Source organism: Burkholderia sp. BCC1977 (genome assembly GCF_905339595.1).
Taxonomy (GTDB): domain Bacteria; phylum Pseudomonadota; class Gammaproteobacteria; order Burkholderiales; family Burkholderiaceae; genus Burkholderia.
In genome coordinates, this window is sequence record NZ_CAJPGQ010000022.1 from 45,173 (window position 1) to 66,093 (window position 20,921).

Consider the following 20,921-nt stretch of genomic DNA (forward strand, 5'->3'; position numbering starts at 1 on the left):
CGAACCGATTCATCCTTCCCCGTCGGCTCGAATAAAAACTGCCATGGATCAAGCGGATGCCATCCCCGTTTTCAGGTTTCGCACCACCGACTATCCGGTCCGGGACCGATTCCACGTGTGGGTCAAGGACATGCTCTGCGACTACCGGCTGGACGACGTCGGCGGCTACGGCGCGTTCAACGCGGAAGCGACCGGCGCGGCGCTCGGCCCGCTGATCTTCTCGGGGCGGCGCTGGCGGTCGCGCGCGCCGACCTACACGGTGCACCGGACGACGCGGCGGATCCGGCTCGACGGCCAGGATTCGATCCGCTTCACGCTGCTGCTGGGCGGACAGCTCACGTGCCGCACCGGCGGGCCGGAGCTGGTCAAGCGCGCGGGCGAGCTGTTCGTCTACGACGTCGCGCAGGTCAACGACTGCCGGGTCGAGGCCGGCGACGTGATCAGCGTCGTGGTGCCGCGCTACCTGCTGCCGGCCCATGCGGCGAACGCGCACGGGCAGACGCTTTCGAGCGGTGTCGGGCGGCTGCTCGGCGACCAGATGCTGTCGCTGTACCGCAACCTGCCGAACCTGCGCACGCACGAATTGCCGAGCGTCGTGCAATCGTTGCTGCTGCTCCTGACCGCGGCGGTTGCCCCGAGCGCACAGGCGCTCGACGACGCGCGCGGCCCGATCGACAACGCGCTGGTCGAACGCGTGCGGCGCTACATCGACACGCATCTGCTGGAACCCGACCTCACGCCCGACCGGATCTGCCGGGACATCGGTGTGTCGAGGGCGCGGCTTTATCAGCTGTTCAAGGAGGAGGGCGGCGTGATGCGGCAGATCACGCGCAGGCGGCTGCGTCACGCGTACCACGTGCTCGGCGATCCGCGGCGCCAGCACCAGCGCATCGCGGAGATTGCGTGGGCGCACGGCTTTCCGGACGAGAAATACTTCCATCGGCTGTTCAAGGCCGAGTTCGGCCATACGCCGAAGGAAACGCTGGCATGTGCGGCGGCGCCGGTTCTGCTGCCGGTCGGCGCGGACGGGGACAATCGCTGGGGCGACGGCGGGCGGCTGACGGGGTGGACGCTACCGTTCGGGGTGCTCAACAACTGAGCCGGCGGCGCGTGGCGATTCGATGCGGAAGCCGGGCCATCCGGGCGCGCACGTCACGCCTCGTTTGCCGCGCTGTCGCCCACATCGCCTTCGATCGCGGCCATCAGATCGTCGACGCCCACCATCAGCGCCCGAACCTGCCGCAGCGATTCGTACTGGTGCAGCACCGCGCGCCATGACGGCAGTTCCAGCAGCGCGTGCCAGATGACGCCGAGGCCGTGCGGATCGGCATCCGTGCGCTGCGTCAGCGCGCTCGCGTATTCCAGGCTCGCCGGCGCCGACAGCAGCTGCATCCGGCTTGCGGCACCCAGCAGGCGCGGCGCCGGGTCTGCCGATGCATCGCAGCAGTACAGCACCTCGCGTTGCAATGCCGCGTCGTCGATCGTCAGCGCGTGCAGCGACGCGCCGTGCAGGCGTACCGCGCCTTCGCGCGTGTCGAACGCATAGACGGTGTCCGGATCGGCTTGCGCGAGCAGGCTCAGGCCGCGCAGCAGGCGCGGCAAATCGGTCGTCGCGGCATCCGCGGACGCCTTCGCTTCGACGAGGAACCGGACGTGCCACGCGGCCGACGCATCGTCGCCGCGCGTGCGCGCGAGCAGCACCGCATCCCACTCGGTTTTCGCGCGGTCGTGCTTGCCGGGTATCGAGGCCGGCACGCGCATCGACGTGACCACGCGATACGTACTGTGCGCATCGCTCGCATCGAGTTGCGCGGCCAGCGCGTCGAGCGCCTGCGCGGCCAGCGCTTCGACGGCCGCGCCCCGCTGTTGCGACGTGACGCCCTGCGCGACGGCGAGCGCGCTGCCTTCGAGCGGCCCCTGACGGCTCCACAGCGTGCGGTACTGCTCGACGTCCGGATCCGGCGACAGTGCTTGGAGCCGCTGCAGCCGGGCCAGCGCGGCGCTGTCCTTCAGTCTGGCGATGTCCTGCCCGAACGCGGTGTCCGTCGCCATCTCCGGCTGCGCGAGCAGGTGCCGCAGCGTGGCATCGAGATCGTCCCACGACGCGCCGGCCGCGGCCGCATGCAGCCGCGCGAGCGGTTCGCGTTGCCATGCCTGCGCATGCCGTTCGAGCCGGGCCGGATGCGCGATCGTGTTGACGGCCGAGCGCAGCGTGCGCCGATCCTGCTCGGCATGCGCGGCGAGCGACGCGTATTCGCGCACGGTCGCCGCGCCGTGTCGAAGCACCGCGGCCTGGAACGCGGGGTCGCCGGATTGCATGTCCATCGCGTCGCCGATCATCCGCGCGAGCGCGTCGATGAACCGGCGTTGCAACGCGGGATCGGGCGCTCGGCCGTCGGCCTGCATCCGGCGCGCTTCCTCGATCACGACGGCGATGACGGTGGCCGGGTTCGCGGCGTGGGTCAGCGACGCCGCGCGCACGAGCGGCGGCAACCGGTAGCGGCGATCGACGCTCTCCAGGACTTCGTTCAGCAGGGCGGGCAACGGTGTCGGCGGCATGGCGAATGACGGAAGTGCACGCGGTTCGCGCGTGACGGGCGATGTGCAACGGTATCACGCAGCGCGCGCATGCTGCAGCCCGCGGCACGCGAAGCCGCCGTTCGCGCGCCGACGGCCGCGGCCGTCGGACGTCAGGCCGTCAGCGTCACGGACAGGCTGCCGAGCTCGCCGAAGCGCACCGTCAGCGCATCGCCGAGCGGCACGTCGATCGCGCCGGCGTACGAACCGGTCGTCACGATCTGGCCGGCGCGCGCGCCGTCGCCGCGCGCGGCGAGGAAATTCACCAGCCACACGAGCGGCTTGAGCGGATCGCCATCCGGGTGGCGGCCGTCGATCGTGCGATTCAGCGCGCCCTCGAACGACAGCGCGAGCGTCGCGAGCGGCACGCTCAACCCGTCGGGCACGACCGGACCCACGCACAATCCCTGGTTGAACTGCCCGTCGGCGAGCAGTTCGAACTTCGACGCGCGCGCGGGCTCCGCATAGCGGCAACCCAGCACCTCGAGCACGATGCGCACTTCGCGGATCGCGCCGCGCACGTCGTGCTCGTCGTACGGCTGCGCGCGGGCGGGCAGGTCGCGATCGAGCACGAACGCGATTTCCGGCTCGATCCGCACGATCGGGCCGCCGACGACGCGGTACGGCGCATCGGCTGCGCGGATCGTCGACGCGAAGATCGGCGCGACGATCACGCGGTCGGGCGGCGGCAGCGCGCATTTCCATCCGCCGATGGTCTCGCCGAGCAGGTCGGCGACGCGATGCTGGATCGCGAGCGCGGTGTCGACGTTCTCGGGGCGCAACGCGTCGGGCAGCAGCGGGCCGGGCACGCCGGCATGGCGGGCGGCGACGAGATGCTGGGCGGCGCCGTCCACGCGTTCGGTAGTCGTTGTCATGTCGGTTGAACGAGTTGAAAGTGAGCCGGCAAAAAGGGGCCGGACGAAGGTCGCACCGTCGATGATAGCGCCTTCGGCGGCATGGCCGCTTGTTTGCACGGCGCGGCCGCGTGGGCGGCGTGCCGATTGTGCCGATTGTGCCGATTCCGCCGCGTGGCGCTTTGCCGCACGACCCGCTTCCGCGGAATCTTGATCGCCGTCAACCTTCGAGCCGGCCGTCGGCTGATGATGGGGGCATGGCCGCGCGCGACCGCGCCCGGCAACTCACCCCAGCGAGGTTCGCATGTACAAGAAGATCATGGTGGCCGTCGACGGCAGCGCTTCGTCGAAACAGGCGCTTGCCGAGGCCGTGAAGGTGGCACTGGCGGGCGACACGCACGTCAGCGTCGTGTACGTGGTCGACAAGTCGGTGCTGTTTACGTATGCGGGCCGTTTCGACCCGCACGCGCTTGTCGAGGAAATCCGCGACGACGGGCGCAAGGTGTTGCGTGAAGCCGAGCAGGTCATCGCGCGGGCCGGCGCGAAGGGCGAGGCCGAACTCGTCGAAACCGAGAGCATCGGCGAGGACGTCGCGGAGCGCCTGCAGCGTTACGTGAAGGAGCACGGGATCGACCTCGCGGTGGTCGGCACGCACGGGCGGCGCGGTATCCGGCGCGTGTTGCTCGGGAGCGTCGCCGAGCGCTTCGTGCGCGGCTCGAAGTGCCCGGTGCTGCTGATTCGCGGCGACGATGCCGGCCTGCCGGCTTCCGCCGCGGCAGCCTGACGCGGGGGCGGGATGATACGTCGCCAGTACCGGATCGTCGTCGCGGCGATCGCCGTGTTCGTGTCGCTCGCGGGGATGATGGCCGTCGTGACCGGGCTGCTGTTCGACGAAACGATCGCGCTGCGCGGCGGCGCGATCGCGTTGATCGTCGGCGTGGCCTGCTTCGTCGTGATGCTCAACCCGGGGCCGAAGGGCGAGGGGTGACGCGGCATACGAACCACGCCGGATCGCGATGGTGAATGCGTACGGCACGTCCATATGCTGCCCCGCGCGCGATCCGTGCAAGCAGTGACCGGCGTTCTCCCGACGATTGCTGCTCGCCGTGCATTGCGCGGTCGATCGCCTGTTGGCCGGACGCGGTGAGGCCGCACCGTCGGGTCCGGCCTGAATGTTCAACCGCTGCAACGTTTCCTTTCGCGTCTCGTTGCGTGCCTGAATCTTCCGCGCCTGCCCGGACGCGTCGCGAGATTCGTTCCCGCGCCGGCTGCCACCGCGCTTCTCTCTCCTCTCTTGTGCGTCGGTCAATCGCGTGGTGTCGCGCGCCGCGCTGTCCTCGCCGGTGTCGGTTGTCGATCGACGTTCGCGCGATCTTCCTTCAAACCGCCATTTCATTCGATCCGCCGGACCGTCAGCGCTTCAATTCGAGGCCGGGCAGCAGTGGAATGTCCGTGACGAGAGCGACCGCTCATTCGCGCTGGCGTGCCGGTCGATACGTGCTTGTCGCGACACGGAACGCAGGGCTGCAGGTGCCATTCGCCGTCAGATTTGTTCACAGAGACACGTGGGCGCACGGTCAATAATCACCGGACGCGATCGCGACGTGTCGGTGTGCAGTCACCGCACGCGGCGTGGACGCGTACCGTTCATGGGGAACCGCGGGAAATTGCAGGGTACCGAGACAGGATGTCGCGAAAGAACCGAGGCCGCACGCCGATCAGCACGGAGATGCTTCTACCGTTGCCGGTGAACGTCGCACGAGGCATTTCTCTGGAAAACCATCTGGCGCTCGCCACCCTCAAGGCGGGACATGGCAACAAGGACGCGGTCGTTGCGGTGATGCGCGTGCTGTACATGACCTGGTTCATGCTGGAAAAAACCGCATACGAGGCAGATGTACAGCAGTTTCTCGACATCGAATCGGCATTGGAGATCAGCGTCGAAGCGGCAGAGCGAGACGGGGAGCGGCGTTTGTCGGGCGACATCGTGCCGTCGATCGAGCGCATGTTGCTGTGCTTCGACCAATTGATCCGGAAAACGCCGAAATATCGCTATCAGGAAGCGTGGGCGCGCATGTGTCGATTTGCGGATTCGGACCAGCTGTCTCCTTTGCCGGGCAGTCGGATGGAAAGACTCTGGCAATGATTCGGGAGCACGTCGCGTCGTGGTCGCGGATCGGCAGGACGTTTCATCGAATCCAGGTCGATCGACTTCACCGAGGATGTCGATTGCGCTCCGGTGGTCGCGGTGGTCGGCCGGCCCCGGGGGCAGCGCGAGTCGCGCCTGCGTTCGACGACGGGCATCCCGTGCGGAGCGCTGCCTGCCATTCGCGACGGCAGCATGGCGCGAGGATTGTCCCATGAGCAAGGCACCCTGGTGGGGCGCGGCGGCGTCGACCGCTCTGTTCTGGCTCGATCGCAGTCAGGTGATGCGGTTGAATCGGCTTCGCGACGCATGGGGGGACGAAGCCGTGATCCAGATTCACGGTGACCGCGTGCGTGTGCACGGTGACGATGGCGAATGGCGATCCGCCAGCGCTGCAGAGTCGCGCGCGGCAATGCAGCGCCGCAAGCGAAATACGGGAATCGAATCTCGAAGGGGCAAAGAAGGATCGTCCGCGGCAAGCAGCCCGGGCGATCGCTGACACAGTCCAGGCGTCCCGGAAGCGGTCACCACGGACAATAAACAATACGGTGATTTATATCAAGTCGTGATATGTGGTTTCCGACCACACTATGACTGACCGGTGACCCCATCGGCGTATTGGCCGACGATCGATCGTCCTTTACAACCGGTATTTCACCTCCTTAAATAACCATGGTCTGCCAAAAGACCGGAAAAAAACGAGATCCCCATGAGCCATTTCCTGGATAGATTGCGTTATTTCTCCACCACAAGGCCAACATTCTCCGACGGACACGGCGCTGTCACGGACGAGGACCGAAAATGGGAGGACGGCTACCGGCTGCGCTGGCAGCACGACAAGATCGTCCGTTCGACCCACGGCGTGAACTGCACGGGCTCGTGCTCGTGGAAGGTCTACGTGAAAGGCGGGATCGTCACCTGGGAAACCCAGCAGACCGATTACCCGCGCACCCGCCCCGACATGCCGAACCACGAACCGCGCGGCTGCTCGCGCGGCGCTTCGTACTCCTGGTATCTGTATAGCGCGAACCGGCTCAAGCATCCGATGGTGCGCAGCGCGCTGGTGAAGCTGTGGCGCGAACGTCGCCGCACGCTTGCGCCGGTCGACGCATGGCGCTCGATCGTCGAGGACGACGACGCGCGGCGTTCGTACCAGAGCCGGCGCGGGCTCGGCGGCTTCGTGCGCGCGAGCTGGGACGAGGTCAACGAGATCGTTGCGGCTGCCAACGTCTACACGGTCGAGCGGCACGGCCCCGATCGCGTGGTCGGCTTCTCGCCGATTCCGGCGATGTCGATGGTGTCGTACGCGGCAGGTTCGCGCTACCTGTCGCTGATCGGCGGCGTGTGCCTGAGCTTCTACGACTGGTATTGCGACCTGCCGCCGGCATCGCCGCAGACCTGGGGCGAGCAGACCGACGTGCCGGAGTCGGCCGACTGGTACAACTCGACGTTCATCATGATGTGGGGCTCGAATGTCCCGCAGACCCGCACGCCCGACGCGCACTTCCTCGTCGAGGCGCGCTATCGCGGCACCAAGGTCGTGTCGGTGTTTCCCGACTACTCGGAAGGCGCGAAGTTCGGCGACCTGTGGCTGCATCCGAAGCAGGGCACCGACGCGGCGCTCGCGCTCGCGATGGGTCACGTGATCCTCAAGGAATTCCACCTTGCAGGAAAGAGCGACTACTTCATCGACTACTGCAAGCGCTATACGGACATGCCGTCGCTCGTGCGCCTCGTGCCGCACGGCGACGGCTACGTGCCCGAGCGTCTCGTGCGCGCGTCCGACTTCGACGATTCGCTCGACGAGGCCGCGCATCCGGACTGGAAGACCGTGATGATCGACGACGCGACCGGCGAATTCGTCGTGCCGGTCGGCTCGATCGGGTTCCGCTGGGGGCAACAGGCGGATGCCGACAAGGGCAAGTGGAACCTGCGCGGCGAGACGTCGAAGGGCGCGGCGCTGTCGCCGCGGCTGTCCTGCACGGCCGCGCACGACGACGTGGTCGACGTGCTGTTCCCGTACTTCGGCAACCAGCCGCACGCGCACTTCAATTCGACGCAGCACGGCTCCGAGCTGTCGCGCCGGATCGGCGTGCGGCGCGTCGCGACGCGCGACGGCGAGATGCTGGTCGCGACCGTCTACGACCTGTTCGTCGCGAACTACGGGCTCGACCAGGGGCTGGGCGGGCGCGACGTGGCCGCGAGCTACGACGACGATCTGCCTTATACGCCCGCGTGGCAGGAAACGATCACCGGCGTGAAGCGCGCGGACGTGATCTCGGTCGCACGGCAGTTCGCGGAGAACGCGCACAAGACGCAAGGCAAGTCGATGGTGATCATCGGCGCGGGGATCAACCACTGGTTCCACATGGACATGTCGTACCGCGCGATCATCAACATGCTGATCATGTGCGGCTGCGTCGGCAAGCCGGGCGGCGGCTGGTCGCATTACGTGGGCCAGGAGAAGCTGCGTCCGCAGACGGGCTGGACCGCGCTCGCGTTCGCGCTCGACTGGAACCGGCCGCCGCGGCACATGAACGCGACGTCGTTCTTCTATGCGCACACCGACCAGTGGCGCTACGACACGATGAACCCGAGCGCGCTGCTGTCGCCGCTCGCGGACAAGACGCAGTTCCACGGATCGCCGATCGACTACAACGTGCGCGCGGAACGGATGGGCTGGCTGCCGTCCGCGCCGCAGCTCGCGGTGAATCCGCTGAAGGTCGGCGCGAGTCTCGGCGACCCGACGCAGGCCGGCGCCGACGTCGCGCGGCAACTGAAGGCCGGCATGCTGCGGATGGCGTGCGAGGACCCGGACGCACCGGACAACTTCCCGCGCAACCTGTTCGTGTGGCGCTCGAACCTGCTCGGCTCGTCGGGCAAGGGCCACGAGTATTTCCTGAAGCATCTGCTCGGCACGACCAACGGCGTGCAGGGCGAGGATCTCGGCGCGACGGGCGGCGCCCGTCCGGAGGAAGTGAAGTGGCACGACGAAGCGCCGCGCGGCAAGCTCGACCTGCTCGTCACGCTCGACTTCCGGATGTCGACCACCTGCATGTATTCGGACGTCGTGCTGCCGACCGCGACGTGGTACGAGAAGGACGACATGAACACGTCCGACATGCACCCGTTCATCCATCCGCTGTCGGCCGCGGTCGATCCCGCGTGGGAATCGAAGAGCGACTGGGAGATCTTCAAGGGGATCGCGAAGCGCTTCTCCGAGCTGTGCGACGGGCATCTCGGCGTCGAACGCGACGTCGTGCTCGCGCCGATCGCGCACGATACGCCGGGCGAACTCGCGCAGCCGTTCGACGTGCAGGACTGGAAGCGCGGCGAATGCGAGCCGGTGCCGGGCCGCACGATGCCGGCGGTGATCGCGGTCGAGCGCGATTATCCGAACACCTATGCGCGCTTCACGTCGCTCGGCCCGCTGATGGACAAGCTCGGCAATGCGGGCAAGGGTATCGGCTGGGATACGAAGGACGAAGTGCAGCTGCTCGGCCAGCTCAACTACACGGTCGCCGACGGCGCGACACAGGGGCGCCCGCGCATCGACACCGCGCTCGACGCGGCGGAGGTGATCCTCGCGCTCGCGCCGGAAACCAACGGCGAAGTCGCGGTGAAGGCATGGCGCGCGCTGTCCGGCATCACCGGCATCGATCACGCGCACCTGGCCGCCGCGCGCGAGGACGAGAAGATCCGTTTCCGCGACATCCAGGCGCAACCGCGCAAGATCATCTCGTCGCCGACATGGAGCGGGATCGAATCCGAGCACGTGTCGTACAACGCCGGTTACGTGAACGTGCACGAGCTGGTGCCGTGGCGCACGCTGACGGGACGTCAGCAGCTGTACCAGGACCATCCGTGGATGCGCGGGTTCGGCGAGTCGCTGTGCGCGTACAAGCCGCCGGTCGACACGGGCAGCTATGCGCACATGGTCGGCAAGCGCTCGAACGGCAATCCCGAGCGCGTGCTGAACTTCCTGACGCCGCACCAGAAGTGGGGGATCCACAGCACGTACACGGACAACCTGCTGATGCTGACGCTGTCGCGCGGCGGCCCGATCGTGTGGATGTCGGAGGACGACGCGAAGGCGATCGGCGCGGTCGATAACGACTGGATCGAGTGCTACAACTCGAACGGCGCATTGTGCGCGCGGGCCGTCGTGAGCCAGCGGATTCCGTCCGGGATGGTGATGATGTACCACGCGCAGGAGAAGATCGTGAACACGCCGGGCTCCGAGATCACCGGCACGCGCGGCGGCATTCACAACTCGGTCACGCGCATCGCGCTGAAGCCGACCCACATGATCGGCGGCTACGCGCAGCTGTCGTACGGCTTCAACTACTACGGCACGGTCGGCTCGAATCGCGACGAGTTCCTGATCGTGCGCAGGATGAGCAGGATCGACTGGCTCGACGGAGAAGAGACCGCGGTCGATCCGACCACACAGCCCGTACGCGCAGGAGAAACGTCATGAAAGTACGTGCACAGATCGCGATGGTGCTGAACCTCGACAAGTGCATCGGGTGCCATACCTGCTCGGTGACCTGCAAGAACGTGTGGACCAGCCGAGAAGGGATGGAATACGCGTGGTTCAACAACGTCGAGACCAAGCCGGGCATCGGCTATCCGAAGGACTGGGAGAACCAGGACCGCTGGCGCGGCGGCTGGCAGCGGCGCGCCGACGGCAGGATCGAGCCGCGCCTCGGCAGCAAGTGGCGGTTGCTCGCGCAGATTTTCGCGAACCCGCACCTGCCCGAGATCGACGACTACTACGAGCCGTTCACGTTCGACTACGGCCATCTGCAGGAAGCCGGCAACACGCGCGCGATGCCGGTTGCACGGCCGCGCTCGCTGATCAGCGGCCAGCGGCTCGAGAAGATCGAGTGGGGCCCGAACTGGGAGGAAATCCTCGGCGGCGAGTTCGAGAAGCGCGCGAAGGACTACAACTTCGAGTCGGTGCAGAAGGAGATCTACGGTCAGTTCGAGAACACCTTCATGATGTACCTGCCGCGCCTGTGCGAGCACTGCCTGAATCCGGCCTGCGTCGCGTCGTGCCCGTCGGGCTCGATCTACAAGCGCGAGGAAGACGGCATCGTGCTGATCGACCAGGACAAGTGCCGCGGCTGGCGCATGTGCGTGTCGGGCTGCCCGTACAAGAAGATCTACTACAACTGGCAGAGCGGCAAGGCCGAGAAGTGCATTTTCTGCTATCCGCGCATCGAGGCCGGCCAGCCGACCGTGTGTTCGGAAACCTGCGTGGGCCGTATCCGCTACCTCGGCGTGCTGCTGTACGACGCCGACCGCATCAGCGAAGCGGCCAGCGCGGAGAACGAGCAGGACCTGTACGAAGCGCAGCTGTCGCTGTTCCTCGATCCCGAGGATCCGGCCGTGATCGCGCAGGCCGAGCGCGACGGCGTGCCGGCCGCGTGGATCGACGCCGCGCGACGCTCGCCGACCTACAAGATGGCGATCGACTGGAAGATCGCGTTCCCGCTGCATCCGGAATACCGGACGCTGCCGATGGTCTGGTACGTGCCGCCGCTGTCGCCGATCAACTCGGCCGCGAACAGCGGCGCGCTCGGGATGAACGGCTACCTGCCGGACGTCGAATCGCTGCGCATTCCGCTGCGTTATCTGGCGAACCTGCTGACGGCCGGCGACGAGGCGCCCGTGAAGCTCGCGCTCGAGCGGCTGCTGGCGATGCGCGCGTTCATGCGCGCGCGTCATGTCGACGGCATCGATGCGCGCGGCGTGCTCGACCAGGTCGGGCTGTCGCTCGCGCAGGTCGAGGAGATGTACCGCTATCTCGCGATCGCGAACTACGAGGATCGCTTCGTGATCCCGACGACGCACCGCGAGTATGCGGAGAACGCGTACGACCTGCGTGCATCGTGCGGCTTCTCGTTCGGCAACGGCTGTTCCGACGGCCGTTCGGAGGGCAGCCTGTTCAGCCCGAAGAAGGGCACGAAAACCATTCCGATCCACGAGGCGTCCCGATGAGCACCGCACCCGATCCGACCTACGCGGCGTTCGCGGCGCTGCTCGATTATCCCGACGACGCGCTCGTCGACGTGCTCGACTCGATCGAAGCCCACCTGCACGAACGCGCGCGCATGCCGAAGGCGGTGCGCGCGGGCCTCGACCGGTTCTTCGCGTACGTGCGCGAGCGCGACCTGCTGACGCTGCAGGAGAACTACGTCGCGTTGTTCGATCGCGGCCGCGCGACCTCGCTGCACCTGTTCGAGCACGTGCACGGCGAATCGCGCGACCGCGGGCAGGCGATGGTCGACCTGCTGCAGATGTACGAGCGGCACGGGCTGGCGCTGAACCCGGGCGAGTTGCCCGACTACCTGCCCGTGTTTCTCGAATACCTGTCGCGGCTGCCGGCGCCCGACGCGCGCAATCTGCTCGGCGAGACCGGCGAGATCCTGCGCGCGCTGGCCGGCCAGCTCGCGCAGCGCGGCAGCCATTACAGCTTCGTCGTCGGCGCGCTGCTGCCGATGGCCGGCCTCGCGCCGGCCGACGCACCGGCGGCCGCGGACGACGACGTCGCCGCCGAACGGCCGAGTGCCGACGACTACCGCGCGCTTGATGCGTCGTATGCGGACGAAGCCGTGCGCTTCGTCGGCGCGGCAACACCGGCCGGGCAGACGGTGCGGTTCCACGACAAGCGGCCGGCCCGCGGCGCGTAGGCGCGGGCCCAACAGGGGAAAGACATGAACGCTTACTTGCATCAGTTCCTGTTCGGGATCTACCCGTACATCTGTCTCGCGGTGCTGCTGGTCGGCAGCCTGATCCGCTTCGACCGCGAGCAATACACGTGGAAAAGCGATTCGTCGCAGTTGTTGCGCCACGGGATGCTGCGGCTCGGCAGCAACCTGTTCCACTGGGGCGTGCTGGTCGTCGTGCTCGGGCACTTCGGCGGCTTCCTTGCACCGCACTGGCTCGTGTCGCCGTTCCTGTCGGCGTCCGGGCACCAGCTCGTCGCGATGGTGGCGGGCGGTGCGGCCGGTGTCGCCGCGATCATTGGGCTGACGCTCCTGATCTGGCGCCGCCTCGGCGATCCGCGCATCCGCAGGAACAGCCGCAAGTCGGACATCCTGATCGTGCTGATGCTGTGGGTGCAGCTCGCGCTCGGGCTCGGCACCGTCGTGCTGTCGACGCGCCACATGGACGGCGCGATGTTCGAGCAGCTTACCGACTACGTGAAGGGCGTCGTCACGTTCCGGCCGGACATCGCGAGCCTGCTGGTCGGCGTGCCGCTGACGTACCGGCTGCATATCCTGCTCGGCTTCACGATCTTCCTCGTGTCGCCGTTCACGCGGATGGTGCACATCTGGAGCGGCATCGCATCGGTCGCGTACCTGATCCGGCCGTACCAGCTCGTGCGCAAGCGCTGAGGAGGCGGCATGAACGACGTACTCTCGGAAGTCGCGACGGCGCCGCTGACGATCAACGGCGTCGCGATCGACGAGGCGGCCATCGCGGCCGAGGCCGAGCATCACGGCGACGCACCCGATCCGCTCGACGCGGCACGGCATGCGCTCGCGGTACGTGAATTGCTGCGGCAGCGCGCGGTGTCGCTCGCGCTGATCGACGAAGGCGCACCGCTCGACGACGCGGCGGTCGACGCGCTGCTCGAACGCGAGCTGACCCATGTGCCCGAACCCGATCGCGCCGATTGCGAGCGCTACTACGCGCAGCATCCGGCGCGCTTTCGCCGCAACGACATCGTCTATGCGAGCCACGTGCTGTTCGCGGTGACCGAGCGTGTGCCGCTCGCGCCGCTGCGGCAGCGCGCGGAACGCGCGCTCGCCGACGTGGTGGCCGCGCCAGAGACGTTTGAAGCGGTTGCGCGCGCATCGTCGAATTGCCCGTCGGCGCAAGTCGGCGGCAGCCTCGGGCAGTTGCTGCGCGGCGACACCGTGCCGGAATTCGAGGCCGCGCTGTTCGATACGGACGGGCTCGGCGTGCTGCCGAAACTCGTCAATACGCGCTTCGGCTTCCACATCGTGCGCATCGAGCGCCGCGTGCCGGGCGACGTCGTGCCGTTCGACGAAGCCGCCGGCCAGATCGCCGCGTACCTGTCGGAACGCGTGCGGCAGCGGGCGATGCGGCAGTACGTGGCGATACTCGCGGGCGGCGCGCGCGTCGAAGGCGTGACCTTCGACGGCGCGAACGGGCCGCTCGTCCAATGAAACGAGGTTTTGTGTATGGCAACTCAACAAGGTAACGTCGGCCTGGCCGCCGACACGCAGCCCATCCCGCTGCGCGCGTGGTCGGTGCTGGCCGCGAGCACGCTCGCGTTCATGGTGTGTTTCGTCGTGTGGATGATGTTCGGCGTGCTCGGCGTGCAGCTGCGCAGCGATCTCGGCCTGAGCAGCACGGAATTCGGCCTGCTCACGTCGACGCCCGTGCTGACCGGCGCGCTGATGCGCTTGCCGCTCGGCACGTGGACCGACCGCTTCGGCGGCCGCATCGTGATGACGGTGCTGCTCGTCGTGTGCGCGATTCCCGTCTATATCGTCAGCTACGCGACGCAGCTCTGGCAGTTCCTGTTCATCGGGCTGTTCCTCGGCTGCGTCGGCGCGTCGTTCGCGGTCGGCACGCCGTATGTCGCGCGCTTCTTCCCGCCGAAGCGGCGCGGGCTCGCGATGGGCGTGTTCGGCGCGGGCACGTGCGGCGCGGCCGTCAACCTGTTCGTCACGCCGCTGCTGCTCGACGCGTACGGCTGGCGTTTCGTGCCGCGCGTCTACGCGGTCGCGCTGCTGGTCACGGCCGTGATCTTCTGGGTCGCGTCGGCGCCCGATCCGGGCGCGGGCAAGCGCGGCGGCTCGTGGCTCGATGCGTTCAAGGTGCTGCGCGATCCGCGCGTGTGGCGGCTGTGCCAGTACTACTCGATCACGTTCGGCGGTTTCACCGCGCTGTCGCTGTGGATCCCGCAGTACCTGAAGAGCGAATACGGGATGTCGCTCGTGATGGCGTCCGCGTTCGCGGCCGGCTTCTCGCTGCCGGGCTCCGTGCTGCGCGCGCTCGGCGGCGCGCTGTCCGACCGCTTCGGCGCGCATGCGGTCACGTGGTGGGGGCTGTGGGTCGCGTGGATCGCGCTGTTCCTGCTGTCGTATCCGGCGACCGACTTCGTGATCCACACGATCGACGGCACCGCGACGCTGAACCTCGCGATGCCGGTGGCCGGCTTCGTCGCGCTGACCTTCGTGCTCGGCGCGGTGTTCGCGCTCGGGATGGCGTCGACCTTCAAGTACGTCGCCGACGACTTCGCGGACAACATGGGCGTCGTCACGGGCATCGTCGGCCTCGCGGGCGGGCTCGGCGGCTTCCTGCTGCCGATCCTGTTCGGCGCGCTGCTCGACCTGCTGCGCGTGCGCACGACCTGCTTCATGTTCCTGTACGGGATCGTGTGGGTGTCGCTGGTCCTCATCTACCTGTCCGAGGTGCGGCGCACGCGCGTCACCGGCTGACGGGTTCCGTTCGAGGCGGTTGCGCGATGCCGGGCGTGTCCGGCGTCGCGCACGAGGCCGATAGCGCTCGAGGCGTTTTCGAGCGTCCTCGGTTCTGTCAAACTGGCGCCCATGACACCGCGCCTCGCCTCACCGCCTTCCTCCGATTCCGCGCCTGCGCCCGCGGGCTTTCCCGACGCCGACGAACTGGCCGCGCTGCGTGCGTGGTATGCGGGCATGACCGTGCGCCAGGCGGTCGAGCGCTATCTGCCCGATCGTCTCGGCGAAGGGCGCTCGGCGCGCGGCGTGATCGGCGGGATTCGTCGTCGCCTCGTGCGCGTCGCGCGGCAGGCCGGGCGCCCCGATCTCGCGGAGCAGCTCGGTCATGCCGACAGCGCGCGCATCCAGATGGCGAAGGCCGCGACCGATGCGATCGGCGTGCTGCGCCATGCGCGCGCGCCGGTGCCGCAGATCAGCGACGACGTCGGTTTGTGGCTGCCGGCGCGCGCGGTCGCCGCGCTCCGTGCGCACGGGATCGCGACGCTGGCCGACCTGACCGTGCGGATTCCGCGGCGGCGTCAGTGGTGGCGCGCGATCGCGGGGCTCGGCATGGCGAGCGCGCGGCATATCGAAGCGTTCTTTTCCGCGCATCCGGACCTGACCGAGCGGGCGCGCGCGCTGATCGCGGCGACGCCGCGCAGCGGCATCGTGCCATGGGAGCAGCTGAAGCTGCCGCACGAAGTCGACGGATCGAACGGCACGTTCCGCGCGCCGCGCGCAACCAGCACGCTCGACGCGGACAACGATTACGCGGCCGTGCACGCGTGGCTGTCGCTGCACGAATCGGCCGCGACGCGCCGCGCATACCGGAAGGAGGCCGAGCGGCTGATCCTGTGGGCGATCGTCGAGCGCGGGCGCGCGCTGTCGTCGCTGACGACCGAGGATGCGGTCGCGTATCGCGCGTTCCTGCGCACCCCGACGCCGCACGAGCGTTGGGTGGGCCCGGTGCGACCGCGCGGCGCGCCCGACTGGCGGCCGTTTTCGGGCGGGCTGTCCGCGCGTTCGGCCGCGTACACGCTGTCGGTGCTCGGCGCGCTGTTCCGCTGGCTGATCGACCAGCGCTACCTGCTCGCGAATCCGTTCGCGGGCGTCAAGGTGCGCGACACGCGCGGCGCGAATGCGCTCGACACGTCGCACGCGTTCACCGAAGGCGAGTGGCTGCTGGTGCGCACGATCGCCGACGGGCTCGAGTTTCGCAAGCGCGCGTCGCCCGACGCGCCGCAGTCCGGCTGGACGCCGGCCGCCGCGCAACGGCTGCGCTTCATCCTCGATTTCGGCTATGCGACCGGGCTGCGTGCGAGCGAACTGGTCGGCGCGACGCTCGGCGACATCGACACGGACGCGCACGGCGATGCGTGGCTGAAGGTGATCGGCAAAGGCAGCAAGGCCGCGCGCGTCGCGCTGCCGCCGCTCGCGCGCACGGCGCTCGATCGTCATCTGGTCGCGCGGCGGTTGCCGGTGACGCCGGTGCGCTGGCGGCCGGATACGCCGCTGATTCCGAGCCTCGCGGAAGACGGGGCGGCCGGGATCACGAGCGTGCGGCTGTGGAAGGTGATGCAGCGCTTCTTCGTGCAGACGGCCGCGCGCGTCGATGACGACAACCCGGCGCTCGCGCAGAAGCTGCGGCAGGCGAGCCCGCACTGGATGCGCCATACGCATGCGACGCATGCGCTCGCGCGAGGCGCGGAGCTGACGACGGTGCGCGACAACCTGCGGCATGCGTCGATTTCGACGACGTCGATTTATCTGCACGGGGACGATGTGAAGCGGGCGCGGCAGATGTCGAGTGCGTTTTCGGCTGACAAATGAGCAGGGGGAGCAGGGGGAGCAGGGCGCACGCGCGATTGCGCGAGGATTGAACGGAACGACACCGCATCGGTGACGGTCAGAACGCTTATTCGATCACGGAGCGCATGGATGGCATCGAGTCAGGGAACCGTCGATTTCATCGTCGAGCAGATGGCTGCGGCGGGCACCGTGTCGGCCCGCAAGATGTTCGGCGAATTCGGCATCTACTGCGACGGCAAGATGGTCGCGCTGGTGTGCGACGACCGGTTGTTCGTCAAGCCGACGCCCGACGGGCGTGCGTTTCTCGGTGCGTGCGAGGAAGGTCCGCCGTATCCGACGGCGAAGCCGCATCTCGTCATCGGAGGCGAGCGCTGGGACGACCGCGAATGGCTGTCGACGCTGATCCGGATCACGGCCGCGCAACTGCCGGTGCCGGTGAAGCGGGGCCGATAGCGATCGGCGTATTCTGTGAACCATGTGCGCGACCACCGCGCCCCCCGCTGGAGCACAAGAATGGAGACATCCACACACCCGCAAGCCGCGCGCCACGCGCGCCGCGCCTGGCACGCGCTCGTCGCGGCGCTCTGCGTCGGCTGGAGCGCGCTGTCGTTCGGCGCGGACGGCGCGGCGGCGTTGCTCGACCGCTACCACAGCCTCGGCGAGCAACTGAAGAACAACCCGTTCCACCGCCCGCTGTACCTCGAATCGTCCGAGGCATCTTCATCGCTGAAGGGCGATATCTACGCGGTCGTCGACTACCCGTTCTCCGTCGTGAACGGCAAGCTCAACGATCCTGCACAAGGCCCCGCGAACTGGTGCGCGGTGCTGATCCTGCACCTGAACACGAAGTACTGTCATGCATCGACCGGCAGCGACGGTCCGGTGCTCGACGTGAACCTCGGCCGCAAGATCGAGCAGAAGCTGTCGGATACCTACCGCGTGCAGTTCCGCTACGGTGTGGCCGCCGCAACACCCGACTACTTCCAGGTCGACCTGACCGCCGACAGCGGCCCGATGGGCACCAGGAACTACCGGATCGCGCTGGAGGCCGTGCCGGTCGGCGCATCGCGCACGTTCCTGCACCTCACGTATTCGTACGGCTTCGGCACGGTCGGCCGCATGGCGATGAAGACCTACCTCGCGACGGTCGGCAGCGACAAGGTCGGGTTCACGGTCGCGAGCGGCGCATCGGCCGCGCAGCCGCAATACATCGGCGGCGTGCGCGGCTTGCTGGAGCGCAACACGATGCGCTACTACCTCGCGATCGACACGTATCTCGCGACGCTCGACAAGCCGCTCGACCAGCGCCTCGCACGCTGGTTCGACGCGACCGAGCAGTATCCGCAGCAACTGCACGAAGTCGAGCGCGGCGCGTATCTGCAGATGAAGGCGCAGGAGGTGCAGCGGCAGCAGGCGGCGCGATGACGCCGCCTGCCGCGCGCTGCCCGGCGTCGATCAGTTCGACGCGCCGCCGACCGTGCGAATGCTGTGCCACTGCCCCTGTTCGACGCGGAACAGCGTGTAGGGCGGCTTGATCAGGTCGCCGCGCTCGTCGAACGAGATCTTCCCGGTCACGCCGGTGACCGATACGCCCGGCAGGCTGGCGACGATCTTGCCGCGGTCGACCGAATCGGCCTTGTGGATCGCCGCGATCATCGCGAGCGCCGCGTCATACGCAAACGGCGCATACAGCTCGACGTCCTGGTTGAAGCGCGCCTTGTAGCGCTGCGCGAACGCGATGGCGGACGGCAGCTTGTCGAGCGCCGGCCCCGGCTCGAGATCCTGCGTGCCTTCGCCCGCGTTGCCGGCGATCTTCAGGAACGCATTGCTTTTCAGCGCGCCGGCGCCGAACAGCTGCGCGCGAATGCCGAGCGAGCGCATCTGCTTGACGAGCATCGCACCCTGTTCGTCGAGGCCGCCGAAGAACAGCAGGTCGACGTTGTTGCTCTTCATCGTGGTCAGGATGCCGCGGAAATCGACGGCCTTGTCGTTGGTGTATTCGCGGCCGACGATGCTGCCGTGCGCGTCCTTCACGCCTTTCTCGAAGGCGTCCGCGAGCCCCTGGCCGAAGGCGGTGCGGTCGTCGATGATGCCGATCCGTTTCGCCTTCAGCTGCTCGACCGCGAAGCGTCCGGCGACCACGCCGCCGACGCCGTCGTGCCCCATCGTGCGGAACACGTTCTTGAAGCCCTGCATCGTCAGTTGCGGATTGGTCGAGCCGGGCGTGATCATCGCGACGTTCGCCTGCTTGTAGACGGCCGACGCGGGGATGCTGCAGCCCGAGTTGTAGTGGCCGATCACGCCGACCACGCCGTCGTCGACGAGCTTCTGCCCGACCTGGATCGCGATGCGCGGATCGGCCTGGTCGTCCTGCACGTCGAGCACGAAGCGCACGGGCTTGCCGCCGATGGTCGGGTGTTTCGCGTTCTCCTCGTCGAGCGCGAGCTGCGCGCCGTATTGCAGGTCCTTGCCGACCCGCGCGACGGGCCCCGTCAGCGGGCCGGCGAAGCCGATCTTGACGGTTTCCGGGTCGGCGGCCTGCGCGGACGCAGTGACCGTGCCGATCGAGCAGACGGCCAGCCATGCCAGCCAGTTACGACGATTCATGATGCCTCCTTGCAGTGGTGGAAGTCGTGGCGCGCGTCAGAACCGCGCGGCCCGGTAAGGGGTGAGATCCAGCGGCGGCGCGCGTTGCGCGACGAGATCGGCGACGATCCGCCCGGTGATGCCGGCGAGCGTGACGCCGAGATGCTGGTGGCCGAATGCGTGAATCACGCGCGCGCTGCGCCGCGCGCGGCCGATCACGGGCACGCCGTCCGGGAGCGTGGGCCGAAAGCCGAGCCAGCTGCGCGTCGGGGTGCCGAGCGATGGCAGCGCTTCGCGCGCGGAGCGGGTCAGCAGCGCGACCAGCGAGCGGTTCATGCCGGCGTCGAAGCCGCCGAGTTCGACGGTGCCGGCCGCGCGCAATCCTTCGTCGAGCGGCGTCATGTAGAACCCGCGCTCGGCCCAGCCGACCGGCCGCGTGACGATCTGCTCGTGCGCGGCGAACTGCACGTGGTAGCCGCGCTCGGTATCGAGCGGCACGGGGTCGCCGCACGCGGCGGCGAATGCGCGCGAGCGGGCGCCGGCGGCAATCACCACATGATCGAAGCAGCGCACGGCGCCGCCCGCATGCAGGTTCACGCCGTCGCCGACGGGCTTGATCCGTTCGACCTGCGCGCGTTCGAGCGTCGCGCCGCCGGTTGCCAGATGCGCGAACAGTTCGCCGAGAAACCCGCACGGATCGGAGAAATGCCAGCTTCCGTGGAACAGCACGCCGCGCGTGAAGATCGGCGCGAGCGCGGGCTCGAGCCGGCGGATCGCGTCCGCGTCGAGCGTGTCGAACGGCACGCCGAGCCGGCGCCGCAGCGCGAGCGACGGCTGCGCGGCGTCGAACGACGCCTGCCGGGCATACAGGTACAGGCATTCGCGCGGCCGCACGAATGCCGCGAGCCGCGACGGCGCGAGCAACGGCGCATAGCCGTCGGCGGCGCGCGTCAGCAGCGCGGCCAGCGCGCTCGCGCTGCGCGCGTGATGCGCGGGCGTCGACGCGACGAGAAACCGCGCGAGCCACGGCGCGCCGCGCAGCAGGTAAGGCCAGCGGATGCGCAGCGGGCTGTCGGCGGCGAACAGGAAGTGCGGCATGTCGCGGAACACGGACGGGCCGTTGACGGGCACGCAGCCATACGGCGCGAACGTCGCGGCGTTGCCGAACGACGCGCCATGGCCGACGCCGGCCGGATCGAACAGCGTGACGCGATGCCCGTCGCGCTGCAGCCAGGCCGCCGCGCCGAGTCCGATGAAGCCTGCCCCCACGATGGCGATGTTCGCCATGACGCCTCTCCTTCACCACACCTGATTCACACAAAGATGGGATCAAGAATCACACAGTAAATTTTTGTGTGCAATCAAAAATCGATTGTGTGGCGCTAGCGTTTACCCGATTCCAATTGGCTGATTCGACAGACTTTTCGGCAGACGTTTGACCGGAAG

The 20,921-nt window shown here is 68.1% G+C and carries 18 protein-coding genes; 14 read left to right on the forward strand and 4 right to left on the reverse strand.

Going from position 1 to position 20,921, the window contains the following annotated elements:
- Positions 1 to 43: 43 nt before the first annotated feature.
- Positions 44 to 1,099 (forward strand): AraC family transcriptional regulator, encoded by a 1,056-nt coding sequence (locus U5771_RS19185; protein ID WP_322025433.1) that lies wholly within the window; start codon positions 44 to 46, stop codon positions 1,097 to 1,099.
- A 53-nt stretch (positions 1,100 to 1,152) separates the two neighbouring features.
- Here the strand turns inward: U5771_RS19185 and U5771_RS19190 are convergent, their stop codons facing one another.
- Together U5771_RS19190 and U5771_RS19195 are read right to left on the reverse strand one after the other, a co-directional pair.
- Positions 1,153 to 2,559 (reverse strand): 3-deoxy-D-arabino-heptulosonate 7-phosphate synthase, encoded by a 1,407-nt coding sequence (locus U5771_RS19190; RefSeq protein ID WP_322025434.1) that lies wholly within the window; start codon positions 2,557 to 2,559, stop codon positions 1,153 to 1,155.
- Positions 2,560 to 2,690: 131 nt separating this feature from the next.
- Positions 2,691 to 3,452 carry a 2-keto-4-pentenoate hydratase gene (locus tag U5771_RS19195; protein ID WP_322025435.1) on the reverse strand — a complete coding sequence of 254 codons (762 nt, stop codon included), beginning with the start codon at positions 3,450 to 3,452 and terminating at the stop codon, positions 2,691 to 2,693.
- 283 nt (positions 3,453 to 3,735) lie between these two features.
- Here U5771_RS19195 and U5771_RS19200 point away from each other — a divergent pair, with 283 nt between their 5' ends.
- From U5771_RS19200 to U5771_RS19260, 13 genes are all read left to right on the forward strand, one after another.
- A complete protein-coding gene (locus U5771_RS19200) occupies positions 3,736 to 4,215 on the forward strand; it encodes a universal stress protein (RefSeq protein WP_322025436.1) in 480 nt (159 codons plus the stop codon).
- A 12-nt stretch (positions 4,216 to 4,227) separates the two neighbouring features.
- Positions 4,228 to 4,419, forward strand: coding sequence for a DUF2964 family protein (locus U5771_RS19205; protein WP_322025437.1), 192 nt, complete (start codon positions 4,228 to 4,230; stop codon positions 4,417 to 4,419).
- A 699-nt stretch (positions 4,420 to 5,118) separates the two neighbouring features.
- On the forward strand, positions 5,119 to 5,577 hold the full coding sequence (locus U5771_RS19210; protein WP_322025438.1) for a hypothetical protein: 459 nt from the start codon (positions 5,119 to 5,121) through the stop codon (positions 5,575 to 5,577).
- A gap of 214 nt (positions 5,578 to 5,791) precedes the next feature.
- On the forward strand, positions 5,792 to 6,076 hold the full coding sequence (locus U5771_RS19215) for a hypothetical protein (protein WP_322025439.1): 285 nt from the start codon (positions 5,792 to 5,794) through the stop codon (positions 6,074 to 6,076).
- A 210-nt stretch (positions 6,077 to 6,286) separates the two neighbouring features.
- Positions 6,287 to 10,057 carry a nitrate reductase subunit alpha gene (locus U5771_RS19220; protein ID WP_322025440.1) on the forward strand — a complete coding sequence of 1,257 codons (3,771 nt, stop codon included), beginning with the start codon at positions 6,287 to 6,289 and terminating at the stop codon, positions 10,055 to 10,057.
- Positions 10,054 to 11,583 (forward strand): nitrate reductase subunit beta, encoded by a 1,530-nt coding sequence (gene narH / locus U5771_RS19225; RefSeq protein WP_322025441.1) that lies wholly within the window; start codon positions 10,054 to 10,056, stop codon positions 11,581 to 11,583. Before U5771_RS19220 ends, narH begins: the two co-directional genes overlap by 4 nt.
- Complete coding sequence (gene narJ / locus U5771_RS19230; RefSeq protein ID WP_322025442.1) at positions 11,580 to 12,275, forward strand: nitrate reductase molybdenum cofactor assembly chaperone; 696 nt, start codon at positions 11,580 to 11,582, stop codon at positions 12,273 to 12,275. Before narH ends, narJ begins: the two co-directional genes overlap by 4 nt.
- A 24-nt stretch (positions 12,276 to 12,299) precedes the next feature.
- Entirely contained in the window at positions 12,300 to 12,983 is a 684-nt protein-coding gene (narI, locus tag U5771_RS19235; RefSeq protein ID WP_322025443.1) for a respiratory nitrate reductase subunit gamma, read from the forward strand.
- Positions 12,984 to 12,992: 9 nt separating this feature from the next.
- On the forward strand, positions 12,993 to 13,781 hold the full coding sequence (locus U5771_RS19240; RefSeq protein WP_322025444.1) for a peptidylprolyl isomerase: 789 nt from the start codon (positions 12,993 to 12,995) through the stop codon (positions 13,779 to 13,781).
- A gap of 15 nt (positions 13,782 to 13,796) precedes the next feature.
- Entirely contained in the window at positions 13,797 to 15,062 is a 1,266-nt protein-coding gene (locus U5771_RS19245; RefSeq protein ID WP_322025445.1) for a nitrate/nitrite transporter, read from the forward strand.
- A gap of 111 nt (positions 15,063 to 15,173) precedes the next feature.
- A complete protein-coding gene (locus U5771_RS19250; protein ID WP_322025446.1) occupies positions 15,174 to 16,910 on the forward strand; it encodes a site-specific integrase in 1,737 nt (578 codons plus the stop codon).
- A gap of 108 nt (positions 16,911 to 17,018) precedes the next feature.
- Positions 17,019 to 17,342, forward strand: a complete 324-nt coding sequence (locus U5771_RS19255) for a TfoX/Sxy family protein (RefSeq protein WP_322025447.1) — start codon at positions 17,019 to 17,021, stop codon at positions 17,340 to 17,342.
- A gap of 60 nt (positions 17,343 to 17,402) precedes the next feature.
- Positions 17,403 to 18,314: a hypothetical protein gene (locus U5771_RS19260; RefSeq protein WP_322025448.1), complete on the forward strand. Its 912-nt coding sequence runs from the start codon at positions 17,403 to 17,405 to the stop codon at positions 18,312 to 18,314.
- A 30-nt stretch (positions 18,315 to 18,344) separates the two neighbouring features.
- Here U5771_RS19260 and U5771_RS19265 read toward each other — a convergent pair whose 3' ends face one another.
- Positions 18,345 to 19,496, reverse strand: coding sequence for a branched-chain amino acid ABC transporter substrate-binding protein (locus U5771_RS19265; protein WP_322025449.1), 1,152 nt, complete (start codon positions 19,494 to 19,496; stop codon positions 18,345 to 18,347).
- A gap of 36 nt (positions 19,497 to 19,532) precedes the next feature.
- On the reverse strand, positions 19,533 to 20,762 hold the full coding sequence (locus U5771_RS19270) for an FAD-dependent oxidoreductase (RefSeq protein ID WP_322025450.1): 1,230 nt from the start codon (positions 20,760 to 20,762) through the stop codon (positions 19,533 to 19,535).
- Between the last annotated feature and the right edge of the window lie 159 nt (positions 20,763 to 20,921).

Coding starts and splice junctions, on each gene's coding strand:
- U5771_RS19185 (WP_322025433.1), top strand. CDS start 44: ATGGATCAAGCGGATGCCATCCCCGTTTTCAGGTTTCGCACCACCGAC.
- U5771_RS19190 (WP_322025434.1), bottom strand. CDS start 2,559: ATGCCGCCGACACCGTTGCCCGCCCTGCTGAACGAAGTCCTGGAGAGC.
- U5771_RS19195 (WP_322025435.1), bottom strand. CDS start 3,452: ATGACAACGACTACCGAACGCGTGGACGGCGCCGCCCAGCATCTCGTC.
- U5771_RS19200 (WP_322025436.1), top strand. CDS start 3,736: ATGTACAAGAAGATCATGGTGGCCGTCGACGGCAGCGCTTCGTCGAAA.
- U5771_RS19205 (WP_322025437.1), top strand. CDS start 4,228: ATGATACGTCGCCAGTACCGGATCGTCGTCGCGGCGATCGCCGTGTTC.
- U5771_RS19210 (WP_322025438.1), top strand. CDS start 5,119: ATGTCGCGAAAGAACCGAGGCCGCACGCCGATCAGCACGGAGATGCTT.
- U5771_RS19215 (WP_322025439.1), top strand. CDS start 5,792: ATGAGCAAGGCACCCTGGTGGGGCGCGGCGGCGTCGACCGCTCTGTTC.
- U5771_RS19220 (WP_322025440.1), top strand. CDS start 6,287: ATGAGCCATTTCCTGGATAGATTGCGTTATTTCTCCACCACAAGGCCA.
- narH (WP_322025441.1), top strand. CDS start 10,054: ATGAAAGTACGTGCACAGATCGCGATGGTGCTGAACCTCGACAAGTGC.
- narJ (WP_322025442.1), top strand. CDS start 11,580: ATGAGCACCGCACCCGATCCGACCTACGCGGCGTTCGCGGCGCTGCTC.
- narI (WP_322025443.1), top strand. CDS start 12,300: ATGAACGCTTACTTGCATCAGTTCCTGTTCGGGATCTACCCGTACATC.
- U5771_RS19240 (WP_322025444.1), top strand. CDS start 12,993: ATGAACGACGTACTCTCGGAAGTCGCGACGGCGCCGCTGACGATCAAC.
- U5771_RS19245 (WP_322025445.1), top strand. CDS start 13,797: ATGGCAACTCAACAAGGTAACGTCGGCCTGGCCGCCGACACGCAGCCC.
- U5771_RS19250 (WP_322025446.1), top strand. CDS start 15,174: ATGACACCGCGCCTCGCCTCACCGCCTTCCTCCGATTCCGCGCCTGCG.
- U5771_RS19255 (WP_322025447.1), top strand. CDS start 17,019: ATGGCATCGAGTCAGGGAACCGTCGATTTCATCGTCGAGCAGATGGCT.
- U5771_RS19260 (WP_322025448.1), top strand. CDS start 17,403: ATGGAGACATCCACACACCCGCAAGCCGCGCGCCACGCGCGCCGCGCC.
- U5771_RS19265 (WP_322025449.1), bottom strand. CDS start 19,496: ATGAATCGTCGTAACTGGCTGGCATGGCTGGCCGTCTGCTCGATCGGC.
- U5771_RS19270 (WP_322025450.1), bottom strand. CDS start 20,762: ATGGCGAACATCGCCATCGTGGGGGCAGGCTTCATCGGACTCGGCGCG.